The sequence below is a fragment of the Ensifer sp. Root31 genome, from assembly GCF_001424825.1.
In the GTDB taxonomy this organism is placed as follows: domain Bacteria; phylum Pseudomonadota; class Alphaproteobacteria; order Rhizobiales; family Rhizobiaceae; genus Ensifer; species Ensifer canadensis.
In genome coordinates this window covers 207,697-233,825 of record NZ_LMCO01000045.1, presented here as the reverse complement: position 1 = coordinate 233,825, position 26,129 = coordinate 207,697, and the positions used below count along the sequence as shown (strand labels likewise).

27 protein-coding genes are annotated in these 26,129 nt (G+C 62.7%); 16 read left to right on the top strand and 11 right to left on the bottom strand.

What is annotated here, in order from left to right; all coding sequences use genetic code 11:
* Positions 1 to 65 precede the first annotated feature (65 nt).
* Positions 66 to 839 (bottom strand): thioredoxin family protein, encoded by a 774-nt coding sequence (locus tag ASD00_RS30225; RefSeq protein ID WP_025425189.1) that lies wholly within the window; start codon positions 837 to 839, stop codon positions 66 to 68.
* A 183-nt stretch (positions 840 to 1,022) separates the two neighbouring features.
* Positions 1,023 to 3,713, bottom strand: a complete 2,691-nt coding sequence (gene acnA, locus ASD00_RS30220) for an aconitate hydratase AcnA (RefSeq protein ID WP_025425188.1) — start codon at positions 3,711 to 3,713, stop codon at positions 1,023 to 1,025.
* Positions 3,714 to 3,983: 270 nt separating this feature from the next.
* Here acnA and ccmA point away from each other — a divergent pair, with 270 nt between their 5' ends.
* The 5 genes from ccmA to ASD00_RS30200 all read left to right on the top strand — a co-directional run bounded on the left by ccmA (position 3,984) and on the right by ASD00_RS30200 (position 7,059).
* On the top strand, positions 3,984 to 4,634 hold the full coding sequence (gene ccmA, locus ASD00_RS30215; protein WP_025425187.1) for a heme ABC exporter ATP-binding protein CcmA: 651 nt from the start codon (positions 3,984 to 3,986) through the stop codon (positions 4,632 to 4,634).
* Positions 4,635 to 4,673: 39 nt separating this feature from the next.
* Positions 4,674 to 5,333, top strand: a complete 660-nt coding sequence (gene ccmB / locus ASD00_RS30210; RefSeq protein WP_025425186.1) for a heme exporter protein CcmB — start codon at positions 4,674 to 4,676, stop codon at positions 5,331 to 5,333.
* A gap of 177 nt (positions 5,334 to 5,510) precedes the next feature.
* Entirely contained in the window at positions 5,511 to 6,272 is a 762-nt protein-coding gene (locus tag ASD00_RS30205; RefSeq protein ID WP_025425185.1) for a heme ABC transporter permease, read from the top strand.
* 5 nt (positions 6,273 to 6,277) lie between these two features.
* On the top strand, positions 6,278 to 6,454 hold the full coding sequence (gene ccmD / locus ASD00_RS38170) for a heme exporter protein CcmD (protein ID WP_171520373.1): 177 nt from the start codon (positions 6,278 to 6,280) through the stop codon (positions 6,452 to 6,454).
* On the top strand, positions 6,451 to 7,059 hold the full coding sequence (locus ASD00_RS30200; protein WP_057210868.1) for a DsbE family thiol:disulfide interchange protein: 609 nt from the start codon (positions 6,451 to 6,453) through the stop codon (positions 7,057 to 7,059). Before ccmD ends, ASD00_RS30200 begins: the two co-directional genes overlap by 4 nt.
* 284 nt (positions 7,060 to 7,343) lie before the next feature.
* Here the strand turns inward: ASD00_RS30200 and ASD00_RS30195 are convergent, their stop codons facing one another.
* From ASD00_RS30195 to ASD00_RS30170, 6 genes are all read right to left on the bottom strand, one after another.
* Complete coding sequence (locus ASD00_RS30195) at positions 7,344 to 7,937, bottom strand: DUF2585 domain-containing protein (protein ID WP_057210867.1); 594 nt, start codon at positions 7,935 to 7,937, stop codon at positions 7,344 to 7,346.
* Entirely contained in the window at positions 7,934 to 8,566 is a 633-nt protein-coding gene (locus ASD00_RS30190; protein WP_025425182.1) for a septation protein A, read from the bottom strand. The genes ASD00_RS30195 and ASD00_RS30190 overlap by 4 nt, the downstream gene beginning before the upstream one ends.
* Before the next feature lie 198 nt (positions 8,567 to 8,764).
* Positions 8,765 to 10,456: a signal recognition particle-docking protein FtsY gene (gene ftsY / locus ASD00_RS30185; RefSeq protein ID WP_025425181.1), complete on the bottom strand. Its 1,692-nt coding sequence runs from the start codon at positions 10,454 to 10,456 to the stop codon at positions 8,765 to 8,767.
* An 18-nt stretch (positions 10,457 to 10,474) separates the two neighbouring features.
* Positions 10,475 to 11,749, bottom strand: coding sequence for a tRNA (N(6)-L-threonylcarbamoyladenosine(37)-C(2))-methylthiotransferase MtaB (mtaB, locus tag ASD00_RS30180; protein WP_025425180.1), 1,275 nt, complete (start codon positions 11,747 to 11,749; stop codon positions 10,475 to 10,477).
* Positions 11,746 to 12,651 (bottom strand): diaminopimelate epimerase, encoded by a 906-nt coding sequence (gene dapF, locus ASD00_RS30175; RefSeq protein WP_200951510.1) that lies wholly within the window; start codon positions 12,649 to 12,651, stop codon positions 11,746 to 11,748. Before dapF ends, mtaB begins: the two co-directional genes overlap by 4 nt.
* Positions 12,652 to 12,757: 106 nt before the next feature.
* On the bottom strand, positions 12,758 to 13,771 hold the full coding sequence (locus ASD00_RS30170; protein ID WP_057210863.1) for an MBL fold metallo-hydrolase: 1,014 nt from the start codon (positions 13,769 to 13,771) through the stop codon (positions 12,758 to 12,760).
* A 129-nt stretch (positions 13,772 to 13,900) separates the two neighbouring features.
* On the opposite strand from ASD00_RS30170, the gene ASD00_RS30165 reads away from it, so the two are divergent.
* The 6 genes from ASD00_RS30165 (at position 13,901) to trmD (ending at position 18,367) form a co-directional block, all read left to right on the top strand.
* Positions 13,901 to 14,383, top strand: coding sequence for a MarR family transcriptional regulator (locus tag ASD00_RS30165; protein WP_025425177.1), 483 nt, complete (start codon positions 13,901 to 13,903; stop codon positions 14,381 to 14,383).
* 303 nt (positions 14,384 to 14,686) lie between these two features.
* The gene (gene ffh, locus ASD00_RS30160; RefSeq protein ID WP_025425176.1) at positions 14,687 to 16,249 is read left to right on the top strand and encodes a signal recognition particle protein; all 1,563 of its coding nucleotides are present in this window, start codon (positions 14,687 to 14,689) and stop codon (positions 16,247 to 16,249) included.
* Positions 16,250 to 16,262: 13 nt separating this feature from the next.
* Positions 16,263 to 16,598 carry a chorismate mutase gene (locus ASD00_RS30155; RefSeq protein ID WP_025425175.1) on the top strand — a complete coding sequence of 112 codons (336 nt, stop codon included), beginning with the start codon at positions 16,263 to 16,265 and terminating at the stop codon, positions 16,596 to 16,598.
* Between the two features lie 37 nt (positions 16,599 to 16,635).
* A complete protein-coding gene (gene rpsP, locus ASD00_RS30150; protein WP_025425174.1) occupies positions 16,636 to 17,010 on the top strand; it encodes a 30S ribosomal protein S16 in 375 nt (124 codons plus the stop codon).
* A 92-nt stretch (positions 17,011 to 17,102) separates the two neighbouring features.
* Complete coding sequence (rimM, locus tag ASD00_RS30145; protein ID WP_025425173.1) at positions 17,103 to 17,663, top strand: ribosome maturation factor RimM; 561 nt, start codon at positions 17,103 to 17,105, stop codon at positions 17,661 to 17,663.
* An 11-nt stretch (positions 17,664 to 17,674) separates the two neighbouring features.
* Complete coding sequence (gene trmD, locus ASD00_RS30140; RefSeq protein WP_025425172.1) at positions 17,675 to 18,367, top strand: tRNA (guanosine(37)-N1)-methyltransferase TrmD; 693 nt, start codon at positions 17,675 to 17,677, stop codon at positions 18,365 to 18,367.
* Here the strand turns inward: trmD and ASD00_RS30135 are convergent.
* Positions 18,349 to 19,095, bottom strand: coding sequence for a sulfite exporter TauE/SafE family protein (locus ASD00_RS30135; protein WP_025425171.1), 747 nt, complete (start codon positions 19,093 to 19,095; stop codon positions 18,349 to 18,351). The two genes, trmD and ASD00_RS30135, sit on opposite strands and share 19 nt — an antisense overlap.
* A 327-nt stretch (positions 19,096 to 19,422) precedes the next feature.
* Here ASD00_RS30135 and rplS point away from each other — a divergent pair, with 327 nt between their 5' ends.
* From rplS to ASD00_RS30110, 5 genes are all read left to right on the top strand, one after another.
* The gene (gene rplS / locus ASD00_RS30130; protein WP_025425170.1) at positions 19,423 to 19,965 is read left to right on the top strand and encodes a 50S ribosomal protein L19; all 543 of its coding nucleotides are present in this window, start codon (positions 19,423 to 19,425) and stop codon (positions 19,963 to 19,965) included.
* A gap of 127 nt (positions 19,966 to 20,092) precedes the next feature.
* On the top strand, positions 20,093 to 20,902 hold the full coding sequence (locus ASD00_RS30125; protein ID WP_025425169.1) for a transporter substrate-binding domain-containing protein: 810 nt from the start codon (positions 20,093 to 20,095) through the stop codon (positions 20,900 to 20,902).
* Between the two features lie 9 nt (positions 20,903 to 20,911).
* Entirely contained in the window at positions 20,912 to 21,733 is an 822-nt protein-coding gene (locus ASD00_RS30120) for an amino acid ABC transporter permease (protein WP_025425168.1), read from the top strand.
* A gap of 243 nt (positions 21,734 to 21,976) precedes the next feature.
* Positions 21,977 to 23,386, top strand: a complete 1,410-nt coding sequence (gene leuC / locus ASD00_RS30115; RefSeq protein WP_025425167.1) for a 3-isopropylmalate dehydratase large subunit — start codon at positions 21,977 to 21,979, stop codon at positions 23,384 to 23,386.
* Between the two features lie 271 nt (positions 23,387 to 23,657).
* On the top strand, positions 23,658 to 24,194 hold the full coding sequence (locus ASD00_RS30110) for a histidine phosphatase family protein (RefSeq protein WP_057210861.1): 537 nt from the start codon (positions 23,658 to 23,660) through the stop codon (positions 24,192 to 24,194).
* A gap of 25 nt (positions 24,195 to 24,219) precedes the next feature.
* Here the strand turns inward: ASD00_RS30110 and ASD00_RS30105 are convergent, their stop codons facing one another.
* A complete protein-coding gene (locus ASD00_RS30105) occupies positions 24,220 to 25,407 on the bottom strand; it encodes a GNAT family N-acetyltransferase (protein WP_081788825.1) in 1,188 nt (395 codons plus the stop codon).
* Positions 25,408 to 25,410: 3 nt separating this feature from the next.
* On the bottom strand, positions 25,411 to 26,061 hold the full coding sequence (locus ASD00_RS30100; protein ID WP_128090482.1) for a DUF6875 domain-containing protein: 651 nt from the start codon (positions 26,059 to 26,061) through the stop codon (positions 25,411 to 25,413).
* Between the last annotated feature and the right edge of the window lie 68 nt (positions 26,062 to 26,129).

The window sequence follows — 26,129 nt, the reverse complement described above, 5'->3', positions numbered from 1 at the left end:
TAATGGTTCAGGCATGCCGCCTATTTTCCCTAAATCGATTCCGACTTAAAGCGTCCTGCAGCCGCTCACAGTTTGCCCTGCGGGCCGGCGAGCACGGCAGTCGCGCCGATGATCGCGCCCGGGGTTTCAGCATCTTTCATCGACTGCAACAGCACCGCGCAGCCGCTTTTGCCACGCTGCTCCGTCAGGACGGTTGCAGGCAGGGTGAAGGTCGCAGGCTTGCCATCCCACATGCCAATGGTCTGGATATCGCGCACTGCGTGCCAGTAGGCGATCTTCTTGCCGCTGTTTTCGCCTTTCTCGACATTGACGATCTTCGCCCGGTCGAAATAGACGACGACGACATTTGCCTTGCCGTCACCCGCGCCGACCTTGATCGAAATCTCCTCGCCGTTGATCTTCGCATCAACCGGAACGGCAAGCCCCTTGCCGGCGGTCTTCATGGCGTCGAGCCGGGATTTGATCGCCTGCAGATTGGCGCCGTTGACGTGGTCGCGACCGTTGAGGATCGCCTGCGGTGTGTAGACGCCATTTCGACCCAGCATGCGGGCATAGGCATATTGCCGGTCTGTGTTCTCTGTCGAGGCGAGCGTGTCTTTCCAACCGAGATAGTTCCAGTAGTCGACGTGATAGGACAGCGCCACCACGTCGCCGTCATCGACCAGCTTCTTCAAGGCGGCATCGGCTGGAGGGCAGGAGGAACAGCCCTGGCTGGTGAAGAGTTCGACGACGCCTTTGATAACCTTGCCATCCTCAGCCATAGCCGGAACCGACGCTGCAGCAAAAAGCCCGAAAGCCATTGCAACGGGGCGAAGGAAATATCTGTCTGCGAATGTCATGGCGTCACTTCATTGGCGGCCGACAGGCCTACTTCACGGGGAAGTCCATTACATACGACGCCGATGCTTCAACGGGAAGTCACGTTGGAGTGAGGATATGGGCAGGCAACCTATAGGAAACGTGAAAAGGCCGGGACACCTTGCGGTATCCCGGCCTTTCAATGTTTCAAGCAACCAGAGCGATCAGGCGGCGAGGTCGCGCAGAACCGTCTGCAGGATGCCGCCATTGTTGACGTAGGTGACTTCATCGAGCGTATCGATGCGGCAAACGAGCGGAACGTCCTTCACGCTGCCGTCGCCATAGGTGATCTTGGCGACGCGCTTTTCGCGCGGCTGAACGTTGGCGAGATTGTCGATCGTGACGATCTCGTCGCCCTTCAAGGCCAGCGATTCCCAAGTCGTTCCCTGTTCGAAGACGAACGGGATGACGCCCATGCCGACCAGGTTCGAGCGGTGGATACGCTCGAAGGACTGGGCGATCACGGCCTTGACGCCGAGCAGGTTGGTGCCCTTTGCAGCCCAGTCGCGCGACGAGCCATTGCCGTATTCGACGCCGGCGAAGATGACGAGCGGAACGCCCTCTTCCTTGTACTGCATGGCCGCATCGTAGATCGACATCTCTTCCTTCGACGGATAGTGGATGGTGTAGCCACCTTCCTTGCCGTTCGGGCCGAGCATGTGGTTGCGGATGCGGATGTTGGCAAAGGTGCCGCGCATCATCACCTCATGGTTGCCGCGACGCGTACCGTACTGGTTGAAGTCGGCGACGCCGACGCCATGGTCGATGAGGTACGAACCGGCCGGCGAAGCCGCCTTGATCGAACCGGCCGGCGAGATGTGGTCGGTGGTGATCTTGTCGCCGAACAGGCCGAGAACGCGAGCACCCTTGATATCGGAGATGCCCAAGCCGGACTTGCCCATGCCAACGAAGTAGGGCGGGTTCTGCACGTAGGTCGAACCATCGTCCCAGGCGTAGGTCTGGCCCGGAGGAACCTGAACGGCCTGCCAGTTTTCGTCGCCCTTGAACACGTCGGCGTACTTGGTCGCGTAGAGTTCGCGGGTCACGTACTTGAAGATGAACTCCTGGATTTCCTTGGAGGTCGGCCAGATGTCCTTGAGGAAGACCGGGTTGCCGTCCCGATCTTCGCCGAGCGGCTCGTTGGTCAGGTCCTTCTGAACCGTTCCGGCGAGTGCATAGGCGACGACGAGCGGCGGCGAGGCGAGGTAGTTGGCCTGAACGTCCGGCGAAATACGGCCTTCGAAGTTGCGGTTGCCGGAGAGAACGCCGGCGGCAATCAGGCCCTTGTCGTTGATCGTCTTGGAGATCGGGGCCGGCAGCGGACCGGAGTTGCCGATGCAGGTGGTGCAGCCGAAGCCGACGAGGTTGAAGCCAAGCGCGTCGAGGTCCTTCTGCAGGCCCGACTTGGCGAGGTATTCGCCGACGACCTGCGATCCCGGTGCAAGCGAGGTCTTGACCCACGGCTTGGACTTCAGGCCCTTGGCAACGGCGTTGCGGGCGAGAAGGCCGGCGGCGATCAGAACCGACGGGTTGGACGTGTTGGTGCACGACGTGATCGCAGCGATGGCAACGTCGCCATGGCCGAGATCGAAGTCGGTGCCTTCGACAGCGTAGCGGTTCGAAAGCTGGCCCGGCTTCTTGTAGTCGCCTTCGAGGGCGGTTGCGAAACCGGATGCAATGCTTTCCAGCGGGATGCGGCCTTCCGGACGCTTCGGACCGGCCATGGCCGGAACAACGTCGCCGAGGTCGAGTTCGAGCGTGTCGGTGAACACCAGCTCGGAGCCGTCACCATCGCGCCACATCCCTTGAGCCTTGGAGTAGGCTTCGACCAGCGAAATGCGCTGTTCTTCGCGGCCGGACATGGTGAGGTAGTTGATGGTTTCGCTGTCGACCGGGAAGAAGCCGCAGGTGGCGCCGTATTCCGGACCCATGTTGCCGATGGTGGCGCGGTCGGCGAGCGTCATGTTGTCGAGGCCGGGGCCGAAGAATTCGACGAACTTCGAAACAACACCCTTCTTGCGCAGCATCTGCACGACCATCAGCACGAGGTCGGTCGCCGTCACGCCTTCCTTGAGCTTGCCCGTGAGCTTGAAGCCGATGACCTCGGGCAGCAGCATGGAGACCGGCTGGCCGAGCATCGCGGCTTCAGCCTCGATGCCGCCGACGCCCCAGCCGAGAACGCCGAGGCCGTTGATCATCGTCGTGTGGCTGTCGGTGCCGACGCAGGTGTCCGGGTAGGCCGTGATTTCGCCGTCTTCTTCACGGGTCCAGACAGTCTGGCCCAGATATTCCAGATTGACCTGGTGACAGATACCGGTGCCGGGCGGCACGACGCGGAAGTTCTTGAACGCCTGCTGGCCCCACTTCAGGAAGCGGTAACGCTCGCCGTTGCGCTGGTATTCCAGCTCGACGTTGCGGGCAAAGGCGTTCGGAGTGCCGAATTCGTCGACGATAACCGAGTGGTCGATGACGAGGTCGACGGGCACCAGCGGGTTGATCTTTTCCGGATCGCCACCAAGCGACACCATGGCGTCGCGCATGGCAGCGAGGTCGACAACGGCGGGAACGCCGGTGAAGTCCTGCATCAGAACGCGGGCCGGGCGGTAGGCGATTTCGTTTTCGGCGGTGCCCTTGTCGTTCAGCCAGGCTGCGACGTTCTCGATGTCCTTCTTGGTGACGGAGCGGCCGTCTTCGTTGCGCAGCAGGTTTTCGAGCAGCACCTTCATCGAGTAGGGGAGCTTCGAAACGCCGGCAAGACCGTTCGCCTCAGCCTTGGGCAGGCTGTAATAGACGTAGTCGACACCGTTGACGGTGAGCGTGGAGCGACAATTGAAACTGTCTAGGGACTTGGACACTGGATAATACCCCGTTCCGTCTGATCGCCAAAAACTGACGTACGAACGCCCGAGCGCAATGAAGCGCGAATTGGGATGCGGGTGCGGCCATTTCCGCTGTCCGTACGTGGAAATTCATTCCATGTTCGGCGCTAGGATGAAATTCACGCCGACCGCTGGCGTGTTGGCCGCCTTATAGATAATTTCTCCAAATCGTGCCAGACCAACCAAGGTCCAATCGGGACTTTTTTTTGCCCTGCGGCAAAGAGTGTAAAGGGAAACTGAAAATTCATGCGCCTGCTGGCTGAAGGTCTGAGTGCGAGGCGAGGCGAGGATCTGATTTTTAACGATATTTCCTTTGCTCTTAGTGCCGGCGAAGCCCTTGTGGTGACGGGTCCGAACGGGTCGGGAAAATCGACTTTGCTGCGTGTTCTGGCCGGTCTTCTCATGGCTGAAAAGGGCAGTCTCAAACTTGAGAATGGCCCTCCTGAAATGCGCCATCCGTCAGAGCTCAGCCACTATCTCGGCCACCGAAATGCGATGAAACGCGAGCTGACCGTCGCGGAAAATCTTTCCTTCTGGAAAAACTTCATGGGTGATTCGCCCGGTGGCTCGGGCAGGGACCTGGTCGAAGCGGTGGAAGCCGTCGGCCTTCCTGGGATCGCGCACCTACCCTTCGGCTATCTTTCGGCCGGCCAGCAGAGGCGCATGGCGATGGCCAAGCTGCTTGTCGCCCACCGTCCGATCTGGATCCTCGACGAGCCGACGGCGGCGCTCGACGCCGGTGCCGACAGGCTTTTTGCCGGATTGGTCAACGCGCATCTGGATCAGGGCGGCATCGTCGTTGCGGCCACGCATCAGCCGCTCGGGCTCGAGCGCACTGGGGAATTGCGGATGACCGGCTTTGCCGGCGTCGGCGGAGGCATGTGGCATGACGCGTAATCTGGCGATCGCGGGCAAAGAGATGAAAGGGGCGTGCAGGTGATCGCGCTCTTCCTCCGCGACCTCAAGCTTTCCATCCGCGCCGGCGGCGGCGCGATGATCGGCGTTTTGTTCTTCATGACGGTCGTCGCCGTCATCCCCTTCGGTGTCGGCCCTGACCTTAATCTTCTCGCGCGGATCGGGCCTGCCATCCTGTGGATCGGGGCGCTGCTCGCGTCGCTGCTCGGTCTCGACCGGCTGTTCCAGGCGGAGCGCGAAGACGGGTCGCTCGATCTGATGCTGATGCAGGAAACGCCGCTGCTCGCCACCGTGTTCGTCAAATGCGCGGCCCACTGGGCCGCCACCGGCCTGCCGCTGGTGATCGCTGCACCGCTGCTCGGCCTGTTCATGAACATGGACGAGCTTGCAATCGGCGCCACCATGCTGACGCTGCTTGTCGGAACGCCGGCGATCACCTTCATCGGTGCCGTCGGTGCGGCCGTTGCCGTGTCGCTGCCGCGCGGTGGTCTGCTGGTGTCGATCCTGGTGCTGCCGCTTGCCATTCCGGTGCTGATCTTCGGCGTCAGCGCCGTCTATGCGGCGATCGAGGACCCGGCCCCGTTTCTGCCGCCCTTGATGATATTGATGGCAATCACCCTGTTTTTTGCCGTCATCGGGCCGGTTGCCGCCGCCGCGGCGCTTCGCCATGCGTCCGACTGACGCGGATGGTGCGGGAAACCGATAAACTGTTTGCGGTTTTCCGTCTGTCTCCCGCTCTAACCTGTTAAAATCGATGACGTTTATGATCGTTGGGTTGATGCGACAGAAGAACCATCGTGATCTCGTGATTGACGGGGATCAATTGCAGCAAAGGGCCTTAGGCGTTAAAGAGCCATCATGAGCGAAAACAGCCTTGCTATCCGCAAATTCAGCGATCTCGCCAACCCGACGCGGTTTCTGGCGCTGGCCGATCGCGTCCTGCCGTGGTTTGCGGCGCTGACGGCGCTTTTCTTCGTCCTCGGCCTCTGGCTGTCGTTCACGACGGAAGGCGACTATCAGCAAGGCGAGACGGTGCGCATCATGTATGTGCATGTGCCGGCCGCCTGGCTGTCGATGATGTGTTACTCGGTGATGGCGCTCGCTGCCATTGGCACGCTCGTCTGGCGGCATCCGCTGGCCGACGTGTCGTCGCGGGCCGCAGCGCCGATCGGCGCCTGTTTCACCTTCCTGGCGCTCGTCACCGGCTCGCTGTGGGGCAAACCGATGTGGGGCGCCTGGTGGGTTTGGGATGCACGACTGACGTCGGTCTTCGTGCTGTTTCTGATGTATCTCGGGCTGATGGCGCTCAACCGCGCCATCGACGACCCGGCGCGTTCGTCGCGCGTCTCGGCCGTGCTGGTGCTGGTCGGCTTCGTCAACATTCCGATCATCAAGTTTTCGGTCGAATGGTGGAACACGCTGCATCAGCCGGCGAGCGTACTCAGGCTTGATGGCCCGACGATCGACCCGGAGTTTCTCCGCCCGCTCGTCGTCATGGCCATCGCCTTCACGCTTCTGTTCTTCACGCTGCACATCGCCGCCATGCGCAACGAGATCTGGCGCCGGCGTGTGACGTCGCTTCGCCGTCTGGCGGCCCGAAGTGCCGGCCGGGAGGTCTGATCCAAATGATGAGCCACGCTGCCTATGTTTTTGCCAGCTACGGGATCGCGACGCTGACCGTCGTCGGCCTCTGTCTCTGGGTGATCGCCGACGGGCGCGCGCGCCAGCGTGAGCTGCGCGAACTCGAAGCGGCTGGGGTACGCCGGCGTTCGGCGGAAGCAGCAACCGGAGAGCCGCGATGACAAGCACCCCCGCACCCGGTAGCGAGGAGCGCAAGCCCGGAGCCCTGCGTGTCGGCCTTGCGCTGCTGCCGCTGGCGATCTTCGCGGCGCTTGCCGCCATCTTCTGGAGCCAGCTCAATTCCGGCAAGGATGTCAGCGAAATCCCCTCGGCGCTGATCGGCACCAAGGCGCCGATGCTCGACATGTCGCCGCTCGAAGGCGCGACCCGGGACGGCCAGCCGATGCCGGCGCTGACCGACGCTGCCATCAAGGGCAAGCTGACGCTGGTCAATGTCTGGGCTTCCTGGTGTGTGCCGTGCCGGCAGGAGCATCCGTTCATTCTCGAACTGTCGAAGGACGAGCGTCTGACGGTCGTCGGCATCAACTACAAGGACCAGAACGAAAACGCCCTCCGGTTCCTGGGCGAACTCGGCAATCCCTTTGCAGCCGTCGGTGTTGATCCGCGCGGCAAGGCGGCGATCGACTGGGGCGTCTACGGTATTCCCGAATCCTATCTCGTCGGCGCCGACGGCACGATCCTTTACAAGCGCGTCGGTCCGTTCGACGAGAAGAGCGTGAAGGAAGGGCTGATGCCGGCGATCGAGAAGGCTGCCGCTGGTTCTTGAGCGGTTCAGGCCAAGTCCGCAATTGACCTCGTAACGTTTCGTGCAACGGCTACGATTCGCGCCTCATCCTGTGCTCGTCACAGGGATCCAGCCACGGTGCGTCCGCACCGTGAATGACCATGGGCTGCTTAATTTTCCAAGAAAGTTCGCCTTGCAGTCAGGGCGGAGTCTCGCGCGCCGCCGACGCGGCGCTGCTGGATCCCTGTGACAAGCACAGGGATGAAGGAGGTTGATTGTTCGCCTCCAGCCAACTTTCCGGGGGCGGGGATGAGCGAACCGCCGCCTTAAATCGCCGCCTGCCACTCGCGAATTGCATCCAGCGGCCAGACCAGCATCAGCACATTGAGGGTGAGGTTGTCGCGGATCAGCCAGCCGGTGAAGAGTTCGAAGCCGATGGCGATCAAAACGGTCAGCCAGACGGGCATGCGGGCGGCAAACAGGAAGCCGGCGACCATGGCCAGCGTGTCCATCGTCGAATTGAGGATGCTGTCGCCGAAATAGTCGAGCGAGATCGTCGCCGAGCGGTAGCGGTCGATCACCATTGGGGTGTTTTCGGCGATCTCCCAGGCGGATTCGATGACCATCGCCAGGAACAGCTTGGCGGTCAGTGCCTTGCCGCGCAGAAGCAGGTGGCCGAGGCCATAGAACAGGAAGCCGTGGATGATGTGCGACGGCGTGTACCAGTCAGCAATGTGCTGGGAATTGCCGCTCGATTTGACGACGGGTTCGAAGATTTTGACGTAGCCGCAGTCGCAGATCCAGATGCGACCCATCAGATGCTGGGTGATGACCTGGATCGCGAGAACGCCGACACAGGCCACGAACCAGAGCAGCGCCCGCCGGTTCTGACTGTCATTGCCGTCGATGGCTGTGCTCACTTGGCGCTATCCTGATCCAGCGAATGCTTCATGATCAACGGCATTTGCGCCAGTGTAAACAGGATGGTGATGGGCATCGTGCCCCAGACCTTGAACGCCACCCAGAAATCGGTGGAGAACGAACGCCAGATGACCTCGTTGAGTACGGCCAGCACCAGGAAGAAAATGCCCCACCGCACCGTCAGCTTGCGCCAGCCGTCTTCATCGAGCTTGAAGGCGGAGTGGAAGACGTAGCCGAGCAACGACTTGCCGAAGAGAAGCCCGCCGAGCAGGATCGTGCCGAACAGCGTGTTGACGATCGTCGGTTTCATCTTGATGAAGGTATCGTTCTGCAGCCAGAGGGTCAGCGCGCCGAAGACGAAGACGACGATGCCGGAGATCAGTGGCATCATAGGCAGCGTGCGCGTCAGCATCCAGGAGACCACGAGCGCAATCGCGGTGGCGGCCATGAACAGGCCGGTCGCGATGAAGATCGGGCCGCCGAGTTCGGAGAGCGTCGGGAAATGTCCGGCCAGCCACTCGCCGCGGGAATTGGCGAAGAAGAAGACCATCAGGGGTCCGAGCTCCAGCACCAGCTTCAACAGCGGGCTGACTTCCTTCTGCGGCTTGGTAGCCTCGATCGTCGACATTTCGGGATCCTGTTTTTGCATGTGCCTGCCGCTCATAACACCAGCTTTGCGGCAAAACCATATCAAGGCAGCCGGCTTGCGCAAACGCCACCGGACATTTCCGTAAATCGGAACCGATTTACGGGCAAATCATGCTGCCGATCAAAGATTGCCTCTTATGGCGCATTGCCTCGAACAAGACGTGGCGGACATCCGCCGTCACGCGGCGACGCCCGCGATCGCCTCGGCGAAATCCTTGGCCTCGAATGGTTCGAGATCGTCGATGCCTTCGCCGACGCCGATGAAATAGACCGGCAGCTTGTGCTTGGCGGAGATGGCGACGAGAATGCCGCCGCGGGCCGTGCCGTCGAGCTTGGTCATGATCAGCCCGCTGACGCCGGCGACGTTGCGGAAGATCTCCACCTGCTGCAGCGCGTTCTGGCCGGTGGTGGCGTCAAGCGTCTGCAGCACCGTGTGCGGTGCGTCCGGGTCGAGCTTGCCGAGCACGCGCACGATCTTTTCCAGTTCGGCCATCAGCTCGGCCTTGTTCTGCAGCCGACCCGCGGTGTCGATGATCAGCACGTCGGCCTTCTTTTCGCGCGCCTGCTGGAAGGCCTCATAAGCAAGGCCGGCGGCATCGGCGCCGAGCTTCGATGAAACGATGTCGGACTTGGTGCGATCGGCCCAGATCTTCAGCTGCTCGATGGCGGCGGCGCGGAAGGTGTCGCCGGCGGCGAGCATCACCTTGAGGCCGGCGCCCGACAACTTGGCCGCGAGCTTGCCGATCGTCGTGGTCTTGCCCGTGCCGTTGACGCCGACGACCAGGATGACATGCGGCTTGTGGCTGAGGTCGAGTTCCAGCGGCTTGGCGACGGGCGAAAGCACCTTGGTGATTTCGCCGGCCATGATCCGCGACACGTCCTCGCCGGACACGTCCTTGCCGTAGCGCTCGGAGGCGAGCGTATCGGTGATGCGCATGGCAGTCTCGACGCCGAGATCGGCCTGGATCAGCAGATCCTCCAGGTCCTGCAGCGTCGCCTCGTCGAGCTTGCGCTTGGTAAAGAGGCTGGCGATCTGGCCGGTCAGTTGCGACGAGGTGCGGGCAAGCCCGCGGCGCAGGCGCTGATACCAGGTAAGCTTGGGCTGTGGCGCGGCAACGGGCTCTTCCTGCGCGCGCTCGGCAGCGCTGGCAAAACCCTTCGGCAGGCTGGCGGCAATAACAGCTTCGGGGGCAGGTGCTTCGGGCAGCGGCGTTCCGAGGACCGGCTCCTCGGGGACCGCTGCCTCTGAAACTGGCGCCTCGAAAACACTGTCGTCTTGTTCGACGACATCCTCGACAGGTGCCGCATCTGCAGCCAGTTCATCGCTCGCATCGTCGCCGATCGGCTGATCTTCGACGGCTGCGATTTCCTCCTGCTCGGCCAGATCCTCTGGCTCGACAGGCGGCTCTTCCGGTGCTGTTTCCTGAAGCGCGGCGTAGGCCTCAAGCGCCTCTTGCGTTGTGGGCGACAGTTCTCCCTGTTCTGCCGCTGCATCCACGGGCACGACCGCGTCTTCGCTGACAGAGGTATTCTCGTCGTTGCGCGCCTCGTCCGATGCCGGTCCGCCCGCGGTCTCGATCTCGGCCGGCAGGATCGGGTCCTCGACGGCAAGCGGCAGGGCTTCGATATCAGACAGCGGCTCAAGCAGTTCTTCAGAGGCTTCTTCGGCCGCGGACTGCTCGGCAACGGGCTCGTCGATTTCTACGTCGACCGGGGCGATCGCCTCGGGGATAACGGGCTCCGGCGCCGGCGGCACTTCGGCCGGTACCGCTGCTGCGACGTCCGCTTCCGGCGCGGCATCCTGCGGCTTGGTTTCCTCGACAGTGCCCTTGCCGAAGGAGAAGATCTTCTTGATGAAACCGATTGCCATTCAGGGATTCCGCATGAGTCAGGCCGCAGCCATCTGTTTTACCTGCATCGTCAGATGCTTGCCATTGTGGCCGGTGATCGTGACCGGCACAAGCGCACGGGGTTTGAGGCCGGCGGCGTCGACGAGCGTGAAGTTTTCGGTGTGAGCGAGGCCGTTGTTTTCGACCAGCAGCGTCTGCGCGCTGCCGACCATGCCTTCGAGATGGCGGGCATAAAGGGCCGCGCCCGTCGCGCGAAGGCGGGCGGCGCGATCCTTGACCAGCGCCCGGTCAAGCTGCGGCATACGCGCTGCCGGCGTGCCGGGACGGGGGCTATAGGGAAAGACGTGCAGATGGGCGATGCCGCAATCCTTGGCAAGCCGCACGGCATTTTCAAACATCTCTTCGGTTTCCGTCGGGAAGCCGGCGATCATGTCGGCGCCGAGACTGATATCGGGGCGCAAGCGCCGGACCTTGTCCGTGAAGGCGAGGGCGTCGGCGCTCGAATGGCGACGTTTCATGCGCTTCAGGATCATGTCGTCGCCATGCTGCAGCGACAGATGCAGATGCGGCATGAAGCGCGCTTCGTCGGCAATCAAATCGAACAGATGGCCGTCGGCCTCGATGCCGTCGATCGAGGAAAGGCGCAGGCGGCGGATATCCGGCACCTGTTTGAGAAGCGTCTTTGCCAACAGTCCCAGCGTCGGGGTTCCCGGCAGATCGGCGCCGTAGCTCGTCGCATCGACGCCGGTGAGCACGATCTCGCTGTAGCCGCCCTCGACGAGCCTGCGTGCCTGGTCGACCACCGCACCCATCGGTACCGAGCGGGAATTGCCGCGTCCATAAGGGATGATGCAGAAGGTACAGCGGTGATCGCAGCCGTTCTGCACCTGGATGAAGGCGCGTACGTGACCGTCGATATGCTTGACCATCTGTGGTGCTGTGGCCCGCACGCTCATGATGTCGTTGACGCGCAGCTTTTCTTCCGCCGAGACGCCGAAATCGGGCAGCGATCGGTAGGAGGCGCTTTTCAGCTTCTCCTCGTTGCCGAGCACGGCGTCGACCTCGGCCATACCGGCGAAGGTTTCCTTCTCCGTCTGGGCGGCGCAGCCGGTGACAATGATGCGGGCATGCGGGTTGTCGCGGCGGGCGCGGCGGATCGCCTGGCGCGCCTGGCGCACGGCCTCGCCGGTCACCGCACAGGTGTTGACGAGGATGGCGTTGTTCAACCCCGCCTTTTCGGCTTCCGCCCGCATCACTTCGGATTCGTAGGTATTGAGACGGCAGCCGAAGGTTATGACCTCGACGCCGCTCAAAGCGCCCGGGCCTCGGCGGTTCCCGGTTCGGTTTCATCGCGCTGCCAGGCGCCGGTCGCAGGGTCGACGGTTCCCGACCATTCCCATTCGGCCGGGCCGGTCATGACGACATGGTCGTCCGCTTCACGCCACTCGATCGACAGTGGGCCACCGGGCACGTTGACGATCACCCTGCGGTCGGTGCGGTCGGTCCGGGCGGCGCTGACGGCCGCAGCACAGGCAGCAGAACCGCAGGCAAGCGTCAGGCCGGCCCCGCGTTCCCAGGTTCTGAGGTCCAGTTCATTTCGCGAAAGCACGCGCGCAATCGAGATGTTGGCCCGCTCCGGGAACATCGGGTGGTTTTCGAGCAGCGGCCCGAAGCGTTCGAGGTCATAGGACCAGACGTCGTTGTCGACCCAGAAGATCGCGTGCGGATTGCCCATCGAGGCAACCGACGGCGAATGCAGCACGGGATTGTCGATCGGGCCGATCTGCAGCTCGATCCGGCGCGTGTCGTGAAACTCTTCCGACAGCGGGATTTCGTCCCAGCCGAAGCGCGGGCTTCCCATGTCGACGGAGATCGTGCCGTCGTCGTGCTCCTTGGCTTCGAGCAGGCCAGCAACCGTATGGAAGAGAAAGGCCTTCTTACCGGTTTCGGCGGCAAGCGCCTGGACGACGCAGCGCGTGCCGTTACCGCAGGCCTGGGCCATCGAGCCGTCGGAATTGACGATATCGATCCACGCGTCGGTGCCGGCGGCCTTCGGATCGTGGATCGCCATGATCTGGTCGAAGGCGGTGGCCGGATCGGCGTTGAGCGATATGGCAGCCTGCGGCGTCACGCGGTCGCGGCGGCCGCGCATGTCGACGACCAGGATCTTGTTTCCAAGCCCGTTCATTCTGGCAAATTGCACGTTGTCGACCATGTCGCGATTGTCCAAACCAGCCTCGCCAAGCGGAGGCACCCTTCATTTGGGCTGTATATGGCGGAAAAGCCCGGAAATTACCAGTGCCGGCTTCCCAGTGCCGGCTTCATTGGCGCGTCGACGACGAAGGCGGCACATCGAAGATTTCGCCCGGGCGCATGGCCCTGAAGCGCGTGCGGGCAATCTCGGCCTCGTCAAGCGCCTGTTCGAGCGCCTTGACCGGTGCATCGACGCCTTCATCGGTCAAGCGGAAGGTTCCCCAGTGGTGCCCAGCCACGTGGTCGGCGGCGCAGTCGATCATGCCCTGCACCGCCTCTTCCGGGTTCTGGTGATGATCCTGCATGAACCAGCGCGGCTCGTAGGCGCCGAAGGGCAGGTTGGCGAGGCGGAAGCCGCCATGTTTTTCGCGGGCGGCGCGATAGTTGATGCCGCCGTGAAAGCCGGTGTCGCCGACGTGGTAAATCTTGCCAACAGGGGTTTCGATGACGAAGGCCGCCCAGAGCGCCATGCGGCGATCGCCGGAGCCGCGCGCCGACCAGTGATGGCAGGGCTCGGCATGGATCACCAGTTCGTCTTCAAGGTCCAGCCGGTCGCCCCAGTCGAGAACGGATATGGTCGCGTCCGGCACGGCGCGGCGGATGATTGTGTCGTTGCCGAGCGGCGTGACGATCAGCGGACTGTGCTCTTCGTTGAGGGCTGCCAGCGTATCGAGATCGAGATGGTCGTAGTGGTTGTGGGTGACGAGCACGAGGTCGATCGGCGGCAGATCGTCCATCTCGATGCCTGGCGCATTGCGCCGTGCTGGGCCGACGAAGGAAAACGGGCTCACCCTGTGTGCCCAGACCGGGTCGGTCAGTATGTTGAAGCCATGCACCTGGATCAAAAGGCTCGCGTGGCCGATCATCGTCACCCGCAGGCGGTCGGCCTCGATGCTCAGCTCCGGCTTTGCCTGCTGAAACGGGCTTGGATAATGCGTCGGCCACCTCACCTTGCCTCGACCGAGCTGCCAGCGCAGAAGGTCGCCCATGCCCCGCGGCTGCCGGCCATTGGGGTTGAAGAACCGCGTTCCGTCGAAGTGGTCGGAGGCGGGCCCCCGATAATAAGGATTGACCTTCGGCATCGTCGCTTTCCGGCGATTGTTTGGTGGCGGTGTCTGAAAAAGATAGGCGCTTGCGATGCGTCGTGACAGGGTGAGGGGACAAGGTTTAAGAAATTCTTGAAAATAGCAACTTGATTGCTATCGTGCCTCATGCTGGTTCGCTTCGACAAACAGGAACGTCTGTACAAGGCCATCAAACTGGTCCGGCCGATCCATCTCAATGTGCATCGTTCGATCGAGCACATGCTGGAAGGTTCGGGCATATCCGTCGCCGAAAGGGCGGTGCTCGAGCTTCTCTGCGTGGAGCCATTGACAGTGCCGGAGGCGGCGCGGCGGTTGTCGATGAAACGGCAGTTCGTGCTGCGCGTCGTCGTCGGACTGCTGGAAAAGGGACTTCTGGAAAAGCAACCCAACCCGGAACATCGACGCGCCTATTTCTGTGCGCCGAGCGTTGTCGGTCGCGACCTGTTCGAGGCCATCCACCGGCGCGAACTCGAATTGCTGCACGCGGTTCTGGGCGATATCAACCAGACCGAAGTGGTTGCGGCACTCAGGGTCATGACCCGCGTCGCGACGGCGTTCGATGAGCTGGCACGTGAACTTGGCGCAGCGGATGACAAGGAAGGCTCTTGACCGCCGGGATTGGTGCTGTGAGCGTCGCGGCGCAGTCCGTGCCTGAAATCCCTGCTGCCGGATTTGCCGGCCGTTCTTGACTTTTCGGCCGCTTTCCTGTTTATCGCGGCAAATTCCTTCGCAAGTTGATGACTTCGAAGCCACCGACCAGGCCCCGTAAAGGTATAAAGAGAGCCCGGAGGTCAACATCCGACAGCGCGTTGCGCCCTCGGGTGGTTTTTGGCTTTGCGCCTTGTTTTTCAGGCGAAGGAACCCACGTTTCCGGCTAGTCTCCATGCCACCGGAAACCAGAAGGAAGTGAGAATGTTCGAGAGCCTCCAGGACCGCCTTGGTTCCATATTGAATGGACTGACCGGCCGCGGCGCATTGTCGGAAGCAGATGTTTCCGCGGCGCTTCGCGAGGTTCGCCGTGCGTTGCTCGAAGCCGATGTCGCCCTCGACGTCGTGCGCTCCTTTACTGAAAAGGTTCGCGAGAAGGCCGTTGGCGCCGAGATCCTGAAATCGATCAAGCCCGGGCAGATGGTCGTCAAGCTCGTCCATGACGAGCTGGTCGAGATGCTGGGCTCCGAGGGCGTCACTATCGACCTCAATGCGCCGGCACCGGTCGTCATCATGATGGTCGGTCTGCAGGGCTCGGGCAAGACGACGACCACCGGCAAGATCGCCAGCCGGATGAAGACGCGGGACAAAAAGAAGGTCCTGATGGCTTCGCTCGACACCCGTCGTCCGGCCGCCCAGGAGCAGCTTCGCCAGCTCGGCGTTCAGGCCGGCGTCGATACGCTGCCAATCATCGCCGGCCAGTCGCCGACCGATATCGCCGCGCGCGCCGTGCAGGCCGCCAAGCTCGGCGGCCACGACATCGTCATCCTCGACACCGCCGGCCGTACGCATATCGACGAGCCGCTGATGATCGAGATGGCGGAAATCAAGCGGAAGTCCAATCCGCATGAGATCCTGCTGGTCGCCGATGCGCTGACCGGTCAGGATGCCGTCAACCTCGCCCGCAACTTCGACGAACGCGTCGGCATCACCGGCCTCGTGCTCACCCGTATGGACGGCGACGGCCGCGGCGGTGCAGCACTTTCGATGCGCGCCGTTACCGGCAAGCCGATCAAGCTCATCGGCGTCGGCGAAAAGATGGGCGAACTCGAAGAGTTCCATCCGCGCCGCGTTGCCGACCGTATCCTCGGCATGGGCGACATCATCTCGCTGGTCGAAAAGGCTGCCGAGAACATCGACGCCGAAAAGGCGGCCGCAATGGCCGCCAAGATGGCCAAGGGCAAGTTCGACCTGAACGACCTCGCCGACCAATTGCGTCAGATGCAGAAGATGGGCGGCATGGGCGGTATCATGGGCCTGATGCCCGGCATGGCCGGCATGAAGGACAAGATGGCCTCGGCCGGTCTCGACGACAAGCTGTTCGGACGCCAGATCGCCATCATCTCCTCGATGACCAGGGCCGAGCGCGCCAACCCGGACATGCTGAAGCATTCCCGCAAGAAGCGCATCGCCGCCGGTTCCGGCACCGATGCTGCCGACATCAACAAGCTTCTGAAGATGCACCGCCAGATGGCGGACATGATGAAGATGATGGGCGGCAAGGGCAAAGGCGGCATGATGAAGCAGATGATGGGCGGCCTTGCCAGCAAGATGGGCCTCGGCGGCCTTGGTGGCGGCGGCATGCCCGATCTGTCGAGCCTCGACCCCAAGCAGCTCGAAGCGTTGCAGAAGCAGGCGGAAGCAGCCGGCCTCAAGCCCGGCGGCATGCCGGGCCTTGGCGGCGGCGGCCTGCCCGGTCTCGGCGGCGCCAAGCTTCCGGGCCTTGGCGGTTTCCCCGGCCTTCCGGGCCTACCCAAGAAGAAGTGAGGATCGGTGAGAGATGATTGATCCCGAAATCAAAAAGGAATTGGCGGGTTACCGGCAGTCGATCGACAACATCGATGCCGCGCTCGTCCACATGCTGGCCGAACGGTTCCGCTGCACCCAGGCGGTCGGCGTTCTCAAGGCCAAGCACAATCTGCCGCCGGCCGATGCGGCGCGCGAAGAATACCAGATCGAACGTCTTCGCCACCTGGCGAAGGATGCCAATCTGGATCCGGATTTCGCCGAGAAGTTCCTGAACTTCATCATCAAGGAAGTCATCCGGCATCATGAAGCCATCGCCGCCGATCGCACGCATTCCGCGGGCACCGTCGGCACCACCCATTCCGCTTGAACGAAGCGGTCAAGAAAGCCTGCAAGGAGTTACTCAAATGGCACTGAAAATTCGTCTCGCCCGTGGCGGTTCCAAGAAGCGTCCTTACTACCAGATCGTCGTTGCCGACGCCCGCAGCCCGCGTGACGGCCGCTTCCTCGAGAAGATCGGTTCCTGGAACCCGATGCTCGGCAAGGACGACGAAAAGCGCGTCGAGCTGAACGCCGAGCGCATCAGCCACTGGATCGCCCAGGGCGCCCAGCCGACCGACCGCGTCATGCGCTTCCTCGACCAGGCCGGTATCGCTCAGCGTCCGGCTCGCAGCAACCCGAACAAGGGTCTGCCGGGCAAGAAGGCTCAGGAGCGCGCTGCTGAAGCCAAGCAGAAGGCCGAAGACGCCGCTGCTGCCGCTGCCGAAGGTGCCGCGGAATAATATCCGGCAAACGGATGAAGGAGACGGGCGGCATTTCCATGCCGCCCGTTTTCCGTTATGTGCACCCTGAAATCCCCAAACGGATACGGATGATGAGCAAACTCGAAAACCCGGTTCTGATGGCGACTGTCGGCGCGGCGCAAGGTTTGCGCGGCGAGGTCAGGGTCAAGTCTTTCACCGACGACCCGACGGCACTCGGCGATTATGGCCATCTCCATAGCGCCGATGGGCGCGTGTTCGAGGTGCTGGAAATCCGCGAGGCCAAGAACGTGGTCGTCGTCCGCTTTCGCGGCGTCAACGACCGCACGGCCGCCGAGGCGCTGAATGGCCTCGAACTGTTCGTCGATCGCGACAATCTGCCCGACGACGATCTCGACGAAGACGAATTCTTCTATGCCGACCTCGAGGGCCTCGAGGCCATCGACGGCAGCGGCAAGAGCTACGGCACCGTGACGGGCGTGTTCGATTTCGGCGCGGGCGACCTGCTGGAGCTCAAGGGGCCGGGCAAGCGCCCCGTGCTCATTCCCTTTACTGAATGGTCCGTTCTGGAGATCGATTTGGAAGGCGGCAAGCTGCTGGTCGATCCGCTGGCCGCCGGCCTCATCGACGACAAGGACGAGCCCGGCAGCCCGTTTTCGGCCAAGCGCAAGTGAGCGCCAAGGCAATGTCCTTCCGCGCAACGGTTCTCACGCTCTATCCCGAAATGTTTCCCGGCCATCTCGGCGCCTCGCTCTCCGGCCGGGCGCTGGAGCGCGGCCAATGGTCGATCGATGCCGTGCAGATCCGTGACTTTGCGGAGGACAAGCACCGGACCGTCGACGATACGCCGGCCGGCGGCGGCGCCGGCATGGTGCTGAGGCCCGACGTCCTCGCCCGTGCGATCGACGCGGTGTCGCAGGACGATCATCGCCCGCGGCTGCTGATGAGCCCGCGCGGTAGGCCCTTGACGCAGAAGCGCGTGCGCGAACTTGCCGACGGTCCCGGCGTGGTCATCGTCTGCGGGCGGTTCGAAGGTGTCGACCAGCGCGTCATCGACGGGCGCGCGCTCGAGGAAGTGTCGATCGGCGACTATATCCTCTCGGGCGGCGAGCCGGCAGCGCTGACGCTGCTCGATGCCGTCGTGCGCATCCTGCCCGGGGTGATGGGCAACGAGCTGTCGGGCGTTCACGAAAGCTTCGAAGGCGGGTTGCTGGAGCATCCGCACTATACCCGTCCGCAGGTCTTCGAGGGCAGGGAGATCCCGGCCGTGCTGACCTCGGGCAATCACGGCGCCATCGCCAAGTGGCGCGAGGCGGAAGCCCGTCGGCTGACCGAGGCGCGTCGGCCGGACCTGCTTCCTCAACCCGTGAAGAAGTAATAGGCGGCGAGCAGCAAGCCGACCGCGACGACCAAGGCGCGGATCACCGCCTGCGGCACGCGCCGTGCCGCCCAGACGCCGAGATAACCGCCGAGGGCGGCACCGGGAACCATGATCGCCGCATGCAGCCACGACACGACCCCGCCGGCGGCGAAGACCACGATGGCGATGGTGGCGATGACGATCGAGATGAAGTTCTTCAGCGCATTCAGGCGGTGATAGCCGCCACCGGTGGCAAGTCCCAACACCGCCAGCATCATGATGCCCATGCCGGCGCCGAAGAAGCCGCCATAGATCGAGGTTGCGAACTGGCTGACGACACCGGCCGGGCTGATCGCATGCTCGTCGATGCGGGCCTTGGGCTTCAGGAGCGGCCCGGCGGCGAAGATCGCCGTCGCGGCGATCAGCAGCCAGGGGACGAGCGCACGAAACGAGGCGTTCGACAGGGAGATCAGCAACACCGCGCCGGCAAGTCCGCCGACCGCCGAAATGACGCCAAGCAGGATCGCCTGGCGGCGGTCCGCGCGGATCTCCTTGGCATAGGCAAGGGTCGAGGTGATATAGCCGGGAAGCTGGATGATCGACGACGTGGCATTGGCGACAATCGGCGGCAACCCGCCAAGGGTCATGGCGCCGAAGGTGAGGAAGGTTCCGCCACCGGCAATCGCATTGACCACGCCCGACAGGAAACCGGCGACGAAAAGCAGAAGTACTTCGAAGAAATGCATGGTCTCCCCCATCGCCCCCAGCTCGGCATAGCCCGCGGGCTTTGCAGCCGCAAGCCCGCGATTGAATGCATTTCAATGCGCGTTATTTCGAAATCTCTGATAGAATTCGCGCCGAACGCCTCCATGGCCCGGAAAATATGGCTTGCGGGGATGACAAGCGGGTTTTCTTCGTGTAAGTGCCGCCCCGGTTCGGGTTGTTTGCCCGTCGACCACCAACAAAGAATGGTGAATCCGCTCCTGCCGGGGTCCGGCAACATCTGAAGGTACGTCCGACAGGTCGATCGAGAGCGCTCTGGCTGTTTCAGAAGAACTTGAAAGGTTAACCCGATGAACATCATCCAGCAGCTGGAAGCCGAACAGGCCGCCAAGATTGCCGCCAAGCGCACGCTCCCCGATTTCTCCGCAGGCGACACGCTGCGCGTCAACGTCCGCGTTGTCGAAGGCACGCGTACCCGCGTTCAGGCCTATGAAGGCGTTTGCATCGCTCGTTCGGGCGGCGGCATCAACGAAAGCTTCACCGTTCGCAAGATCTCCTACGGCGAAGGCGTTGAGCGCGTATTCCCGGTTTACTCGCCGCTCGTCGAGAGCGTTGAAGTGGTTCGCCGCGGTAAGGTCCGTCGCGCCAAGCTCTACTACCTGCGCGATCGTCGCGGCAAGTCGGCTCGTATCGTTGAAAACACCGGTACGCGCGCCCGCAAGCTGAACGACGCCGAGCGCCAGGCCGTTGTCGAGGAAAAGGCACGGATCGAAGCTGAAAAGATCGCAGCAGCTCAGGCTCTTGCAGCCGAAAAGGCAGCAGCCGAAGCCGCAGAAGCCAAGGCAGCAGCAGAAGCCGCCGAAGCCAAGGCAGCTGAAGCCGCAGCGGAATAAGATTTCAATCCTTTGGGATTGTAGGGAAGGCGGCCTCGGGCCGCCTTTCTTTTTTGGTACTATGCGCTTGTCTTTTCTTAGCAATCCGTGACATTTTTCGCTGCCACACTTTTCGGGAGCTCTTCCAATGACAATCCGTCGCCATGTGCTTGCGGGCATCGCAGCCGCACTTGCCGTTCCATTTGCTTTTTCTGCACCGGCTTTCGCCAGCGACCTGCCGGATCTCGGTGGCAAGACGGTTGTCGTCGTCACGGAAAATGCCTACCCGCCGCTGCAGTTCGTCGATCCGAAGACCGGTGAGGCGATCGGCTGGGAATATGATGCGATGAACGAGATCGCCAAGCGTCTGAACTTCAAGGTCGAGTACCAGAACACCAGCTGGGACGCGATGATCCAGGCTGTTCACGACGGCCAGTACCAGATCGGCATGACCGGCATTACCATCAAGGACGACCGCAAGGAGAAGGTCGACTTCTCCGATCCGTACATGCGCTCGCAGCAGTTCATGCTGGTGCGCGGCGACGAGAACCGCTTCAACGACGGCAAGAGCTTCGGCGCCTTCGCCGACGGTCTGGTCGGCGCACAGCCGGGCACCTCGCCGTTCTACACCGCCGTCTACGAAATGCTCGATGGCAACGAGCAGAACCCGCGCATCAAGCTGTTCGAAACCTTCGGTGCCACCGTGCAGGCGCTCAAGGCCGGCGACGTCGACGTCGTCCTGACCGACAGCGTTGCCGCCAAGGGGTATGTCGATTCGTCCGAAGGCAAGCTGAAGGTCGTCGGCGGCCCGCTCGGCACCGAGGATTTCGGCTTCATCTATCCCAAGGGTTCGGACCTGGTCGGCCCGGTGAACGCCGCGATCAAGGCGCTGAAGGAAGATGGAACCTTCGACGCCTTGGATAAGAAGTGGTTCCTCGACTACAAGATGGGCGGCTGATCGCAGGCCATGGCCTCCCCACAATCGACTGATAAGTCCGGAAAGGGCGACTATCCCTGGTGGCTGGTCGCCCTTCTGGTGATTGCCGTGGCGCTCGCCGCTGTTATCGTCACCAATGACATCTACACCGAAGTCTTCAACGTCGTCCTCAAGGGCATTGGCGTCACCATTTTCGTGACCCTGATGGGCTTCGTGCTGGCGACGACGCTCGGTCTCGGCATTGCGCTGATGGCGCTGTCGGAGCACGCGGCACTTCGCCAGATCGCACGCTTCTACACCGAGGTCATCCGCGGCGTGCCGATCCTCGTCCTGTTGTTCTACATCGCCTTCGTCGGCGCGCCGACGCTCGTCACGGTCGCCAACTTCATCACCGCGCCGCTGATATCGGCCGGCTGGATGGAGCCGGTGGTGGTGCGCGACATCTCGCTGATGTGGCGGGCGATCATGGCGCTGATGATCGGCTATTCCGCCTTCATCGCCGAAGTCTTTCGGGCCGGCATCCTCTCGGTCGACAAGGGTCAGGTCGAGGCAGCCAAGGCGCTGGGCCTGACGCGCTACCAGCGGTTTCGCCTGGTGATCTTCCCGCAGGCGATCCGCGTGATCCTGCCGCCGCTCGGCAACGACTTCGTCGCCATGGTCAAGGACTCCTCGCTGGTCTCGGTGCTCGGCGTCGCCGACATCACCCAGATGGGCAAGGTCTACGCCTCCGGTTCCTTTCGCTTCTTCGAGACCTATTCGATCGTTGCCTATGTCTATCTCGTCCTGACCATTGGCCTGTCGCTGGGCTTGCGGGGGATCGAGCGGCGGTTGCGGCGCGCCGAGCAGCGTTGAGGCTGCTTCCACCGATTGCCGAAGTGTCAAAAAATTGATATGTACGGCCTCATGGAATCCAAGTTCGGATGTCGAGAGCAAAAAATCGTCGTGCTGCAGGACCACAAGCGTCTGCCGGCACGCTTTTTTGCGCGCGTATCCGGGGCGCTGACAAGCCTCCTATCCTGATCCCTTGATCAGTGTTTCCGGCTGCCTTGCTGCCGGCTTTTCCCTTACTTCTGAAAATTCGATGGATATATCGCCATGAGCGCACCGCGTACTCTCTATGACAAGATCTGGGACGACCATCTGGTCAACAGCCAGGACGATGGCACCTGTCTTCTCTACATCGATCGTCATCTCGTTCATGAGGTGACGAGCCCGCAGGCTTTCGAGGGCCTGCGCATGGCTGGCCGCAAGGTCCGCGCTCCGGAAAAGACGCTCGCCGTCGTCGACCACAACGTGCCGACCTCACCTGATCGCCATCTCGGCATCAAGAACGAGGAGAGCCGCATCCAGGTCGAGGCGCTCGCCACGAACGCAGCCGAGTTCGGTGTCGAATACTACTCGGAAAACGACAAGCGCCAGGGCATCGTGCACATCGTCGGCCCGGAGCAGGGCTTCACGCTGCCGGGCATGACCATCGTTTGCGGCGACAGCCACACCTCGACGCATGGTGCCTTCGGCGCGCTGGCGCATGGCATCGGCACGTCGGAAGTCGAGCACGTGCTTGCGACCCAGACGCTGATCCAGCAGAAGGCCAAGAACATGCTGGTGCGCGTCGACGGCCAGCTGCCGCCAGGTGTGACCGCCAAGGACATCATCCTTGCCATCATCGGTGAGATCGGTACCGCCGGTGGCACCGGACACGTCATCGAGTTTGCCGGCGAAGCGATCCGCTCGCTGTCGATGGAAGGCCGCATGACCATCTGCAACATGACGATCGAAGGCGGTGCCCGCGCCGGCCTGATCGCGCCCGACGAAACGACCTTCGAATACATCAAGGACAAGCCGCGCGCGCCGAAGGGCAAGGCCTGGGAAATGGCGCTCGACTATTGGAAGACGCTGCACACCGACGAAGGCGCGCATTACGATCGCGTCGTCGTGCTCGACGCTGCCGATCTGCCGCCGATCGTCTCCTGGGGTTCGTCGCCTGAGGACGTCATCTCGGTTCAGGGCATCGTCCCGAACCCGGACGAGATCCCGGAAGAAAACAAGCGCACCTCCAAGTGGCGCGCGCTTGACTACATGGGCCTGAAGCCCGGCACCAAGATCACTGACATCGCCATCGACCGCGTCTTCATCGGCTCGTGCACCAACGGCCGCATCGAGGATCTGCGCGCCGTTGCCGCTGTCGTCGAAGGCCGCAAGGTTGCGCCGACCGTTTCGGCGATGATTGTTCCGGGCTCCGGCCTCGTCAAGGAGCAGGCGGAAGCCGAAGGCCTCGACAAGATCTTCCGGGAAGCGGGCTTCGACTGGCGCGAGCCGGGCTGCTCGATGTGCCTGGCGATGAACGACGACCGGCTGAAGCCGGGCGAGCGCTGTGCCTCGACCTCCAACCGTAACTTCGAAGGCCGCCAGGGCTTCAAGGGACGCACACATCTGGTATCGCCGGCAATGGCGGCGGCCGCAGCGGTCGCCGGACATTTCGTCGACATTCGTGAGTGGAAGTAAGCTGGCGCGAGTGGAAATAAGCCGGTTCCTGAGCTTTCCGGCGTTGATGGCCGCCCTTCGGGGCGGCCTTTTTTGTGGTTCACTCCTACAGCGTCCTTTGCGCGTCAGATATGAGGCGCAAAGGACGCTGTAGCGCATTAAACCTGCTGCATAATTTCCTCCTTAAATCGATTCCGATTTAAGGAATTATGCAGTACGGGGACAAAACGTCGAAGCGATGCCAGAATGGACCTGACGGAGTAGATCGTACTTCGCTGCGAAGGAGGACGTGATGGCCGGGGATCGCGGGGCGAAAACATACCGCCTGATGCTGTTGCGCCATGCCAAGTCCGCATGGCCGGACGGCGTGCCGGATCACGACCGGCCGCTCGGCGAGCGCGGCCGCAAGGCGGCGCCACTGATCGGCGCAGATATGAAGCGCAAAGGGCTGATCCCGGGGCTCGCGATCGTTTCCACTGCGCGACGTGCGCGGGAAACCTGGGCGCTGGTTCGGGATAACCTGCCGCCGCCAATCCCCACCCGTGAGACGCGCGACATGTACGAAGTTGGGGCACCCGCCATTCTGGCGACCATTCGCGCCGTTGACCCTGATATCCGTAACCTGCTTGTCGTTGGCCACAATCCGGGCATGGAGGAACTTGCGCATCTGCTGGCCGGATCGGGCAGGCAGGAGGCGCTCGCGCGCATGCGGGAGAAGTTTCCGACAGCGGCGCTTGCCGTACTCGCGTTCGACGGCTCCAGTTGGGAGGACCTGGCATCGGGCCGGTGCCGTCTCATCGATTTCGTCACGCCGCGCCAACTCGCCTGAGGCCGCGCCGGCTTGCCTGATTGGATCAGATCTTGTGTTTTGCCAGCCTGCGCACAAGGGCGGACGGAAGGCGCTTTGCCAAGACCTTGGCCGCCGGTTGCAGCCGCGCCATGACAAGCTCGCGCAGCAGCCAGCCGCGCCAGGAGAACGCGAAAGCATAGTCGCTGACGGCAACCAGCCCGTCGGCGTGCTGCATCTTGTAGCCATCCGCTGGCGCCAGCAGGTCGAAGACACGGCTGCCGCGATCGGCGGCGGCCGCGAATGTCCGGTGGATCAGCAGCCGCCCGAGGCCCTCGCGGTCATAGCCAGGGTCGGTTGCCAGCACGTGTCCGAAGGTGTGGCCCTTGCAATCGAAGGACAGATCGACGCCGATCGGCCGCCCATCGCAGGCGATCGTCGAGGCGCAGAGGCCGGCGCCGGGATCGCCGGCCAGGTCCTCGAAGAACGCTTGGAAGCGGCTGTCCATGACGGTCGGCGACAGGATCGCGTTTTCGAGCAGCCAGTTCTTCTTGATGGTGATGGCAGCGGCTGCGGCCGTTGCGGCTGTTGACCCCGGCTCCGGCTCGGTAAAGGTGATGTCGCCGTGCTCTCGCAGCCTTCGCAGCCGGCGCCGATAGTTCGAGCGCTCGCGTGCGGAATAGGCGATGCCGGGGCCATCGGCTGTCACCCGCCGTGACAGGCTTGCGAAAGGCGCCTGCACGTCGCCAGGCAAGGAGGCGCCGCTTGGGATCACCGATCCGCATAGGGCAGCATCCGCTCTTACCCGCCGTGCTTCGAAGAGATCGGCGCCGAGCGATGCGACGGCGTTCCAGCCGGCTTCGAGCAAGGCGTGTCTGTTCTCGCCGGCCTCGACGAGCACGTCGCCGAATTGGGTCACCGGCGCTCCCATGAAACCAAGCACATCAAAACCAAGCTTGCGCCGGCGCACCAGTGGCCAGAGGGTGACGAGACGCCCGTCGATACGACCGATGAGGATGCAGAGCTGCGTCTTTGGATCGAGATAGTGCCGCGCCCAGTGTCGCAGGAAGATATGACGCTGGAACACCTGCTGAGGCTCCGCCGTCCGCTCGAACAGGTCGTCCCATTCCTTGTGCAGGGCCTCGAAGCCTTCGAGACTTGTGACGCAACTGATTTGGAGATTGTCGCCCAAAAGCTGAGAGCTCGGAGTTATCTCAACTGCGTCGGCGATCGGCGACGTCGCTCGGCCGGGCATGGCTCAGCCGCTTCGGAAGTGATTGACGAGCCGCCGCGTTCCTCTGATCGGGAAACGGGCAAGATAGGCAACCATGAGGGCGGGGTGGAGAGCGGCGAACGGGGCATCGTTCTCGACCAGATGCCGGATCGCGAGAACCGGCATCGGCGAGCGCAGTGGTCGGAAGTCCGGGTTCCACAGGCCGCGATCCTCGGAGCCTGCATGCATCATGCCGATCATCCGGGCGCGGGCGAGTGAATAGAACCGATGCCGCCGCTGGATGCGCTTCAACATCGCGATCCCATCCGCATCGGCGCAGTCAGGAAAGCCAACGATCACCGTGCGGAAATGCTTCATCGCGGGTTTGCAGGGGATGGCTTCGAGTTCGCCGAATGCGCCACGGATGAGCGCAAAGACCGTGTCTTCGTCCTCGGCGCGCGCGTCAGAAATCGCCAACCGGACGGTATCGATCTTGGCGGCCTGGCGGGTAAAGGGGCAGACAGCGCCGGTTCGTCCGAGATCGGAATGGCCGGCCATCAGATAGGATTCGACCCAGTCGAGCAGCTGCGCAATGTCGGAACCTTGCGAGACGCCGTCCGCGCTATCACGAACCTCTTTTATCCCGAAGAACCGTCCGTCGGTCGCCGGTATCGCTTTGGCCGTCTTGGTCAGCATCGGCAGCACTCGTCCTGCAAATCTCGCTTGAGGCTACATAGACACCAGAGCTTGCGGAAGTGTTGATG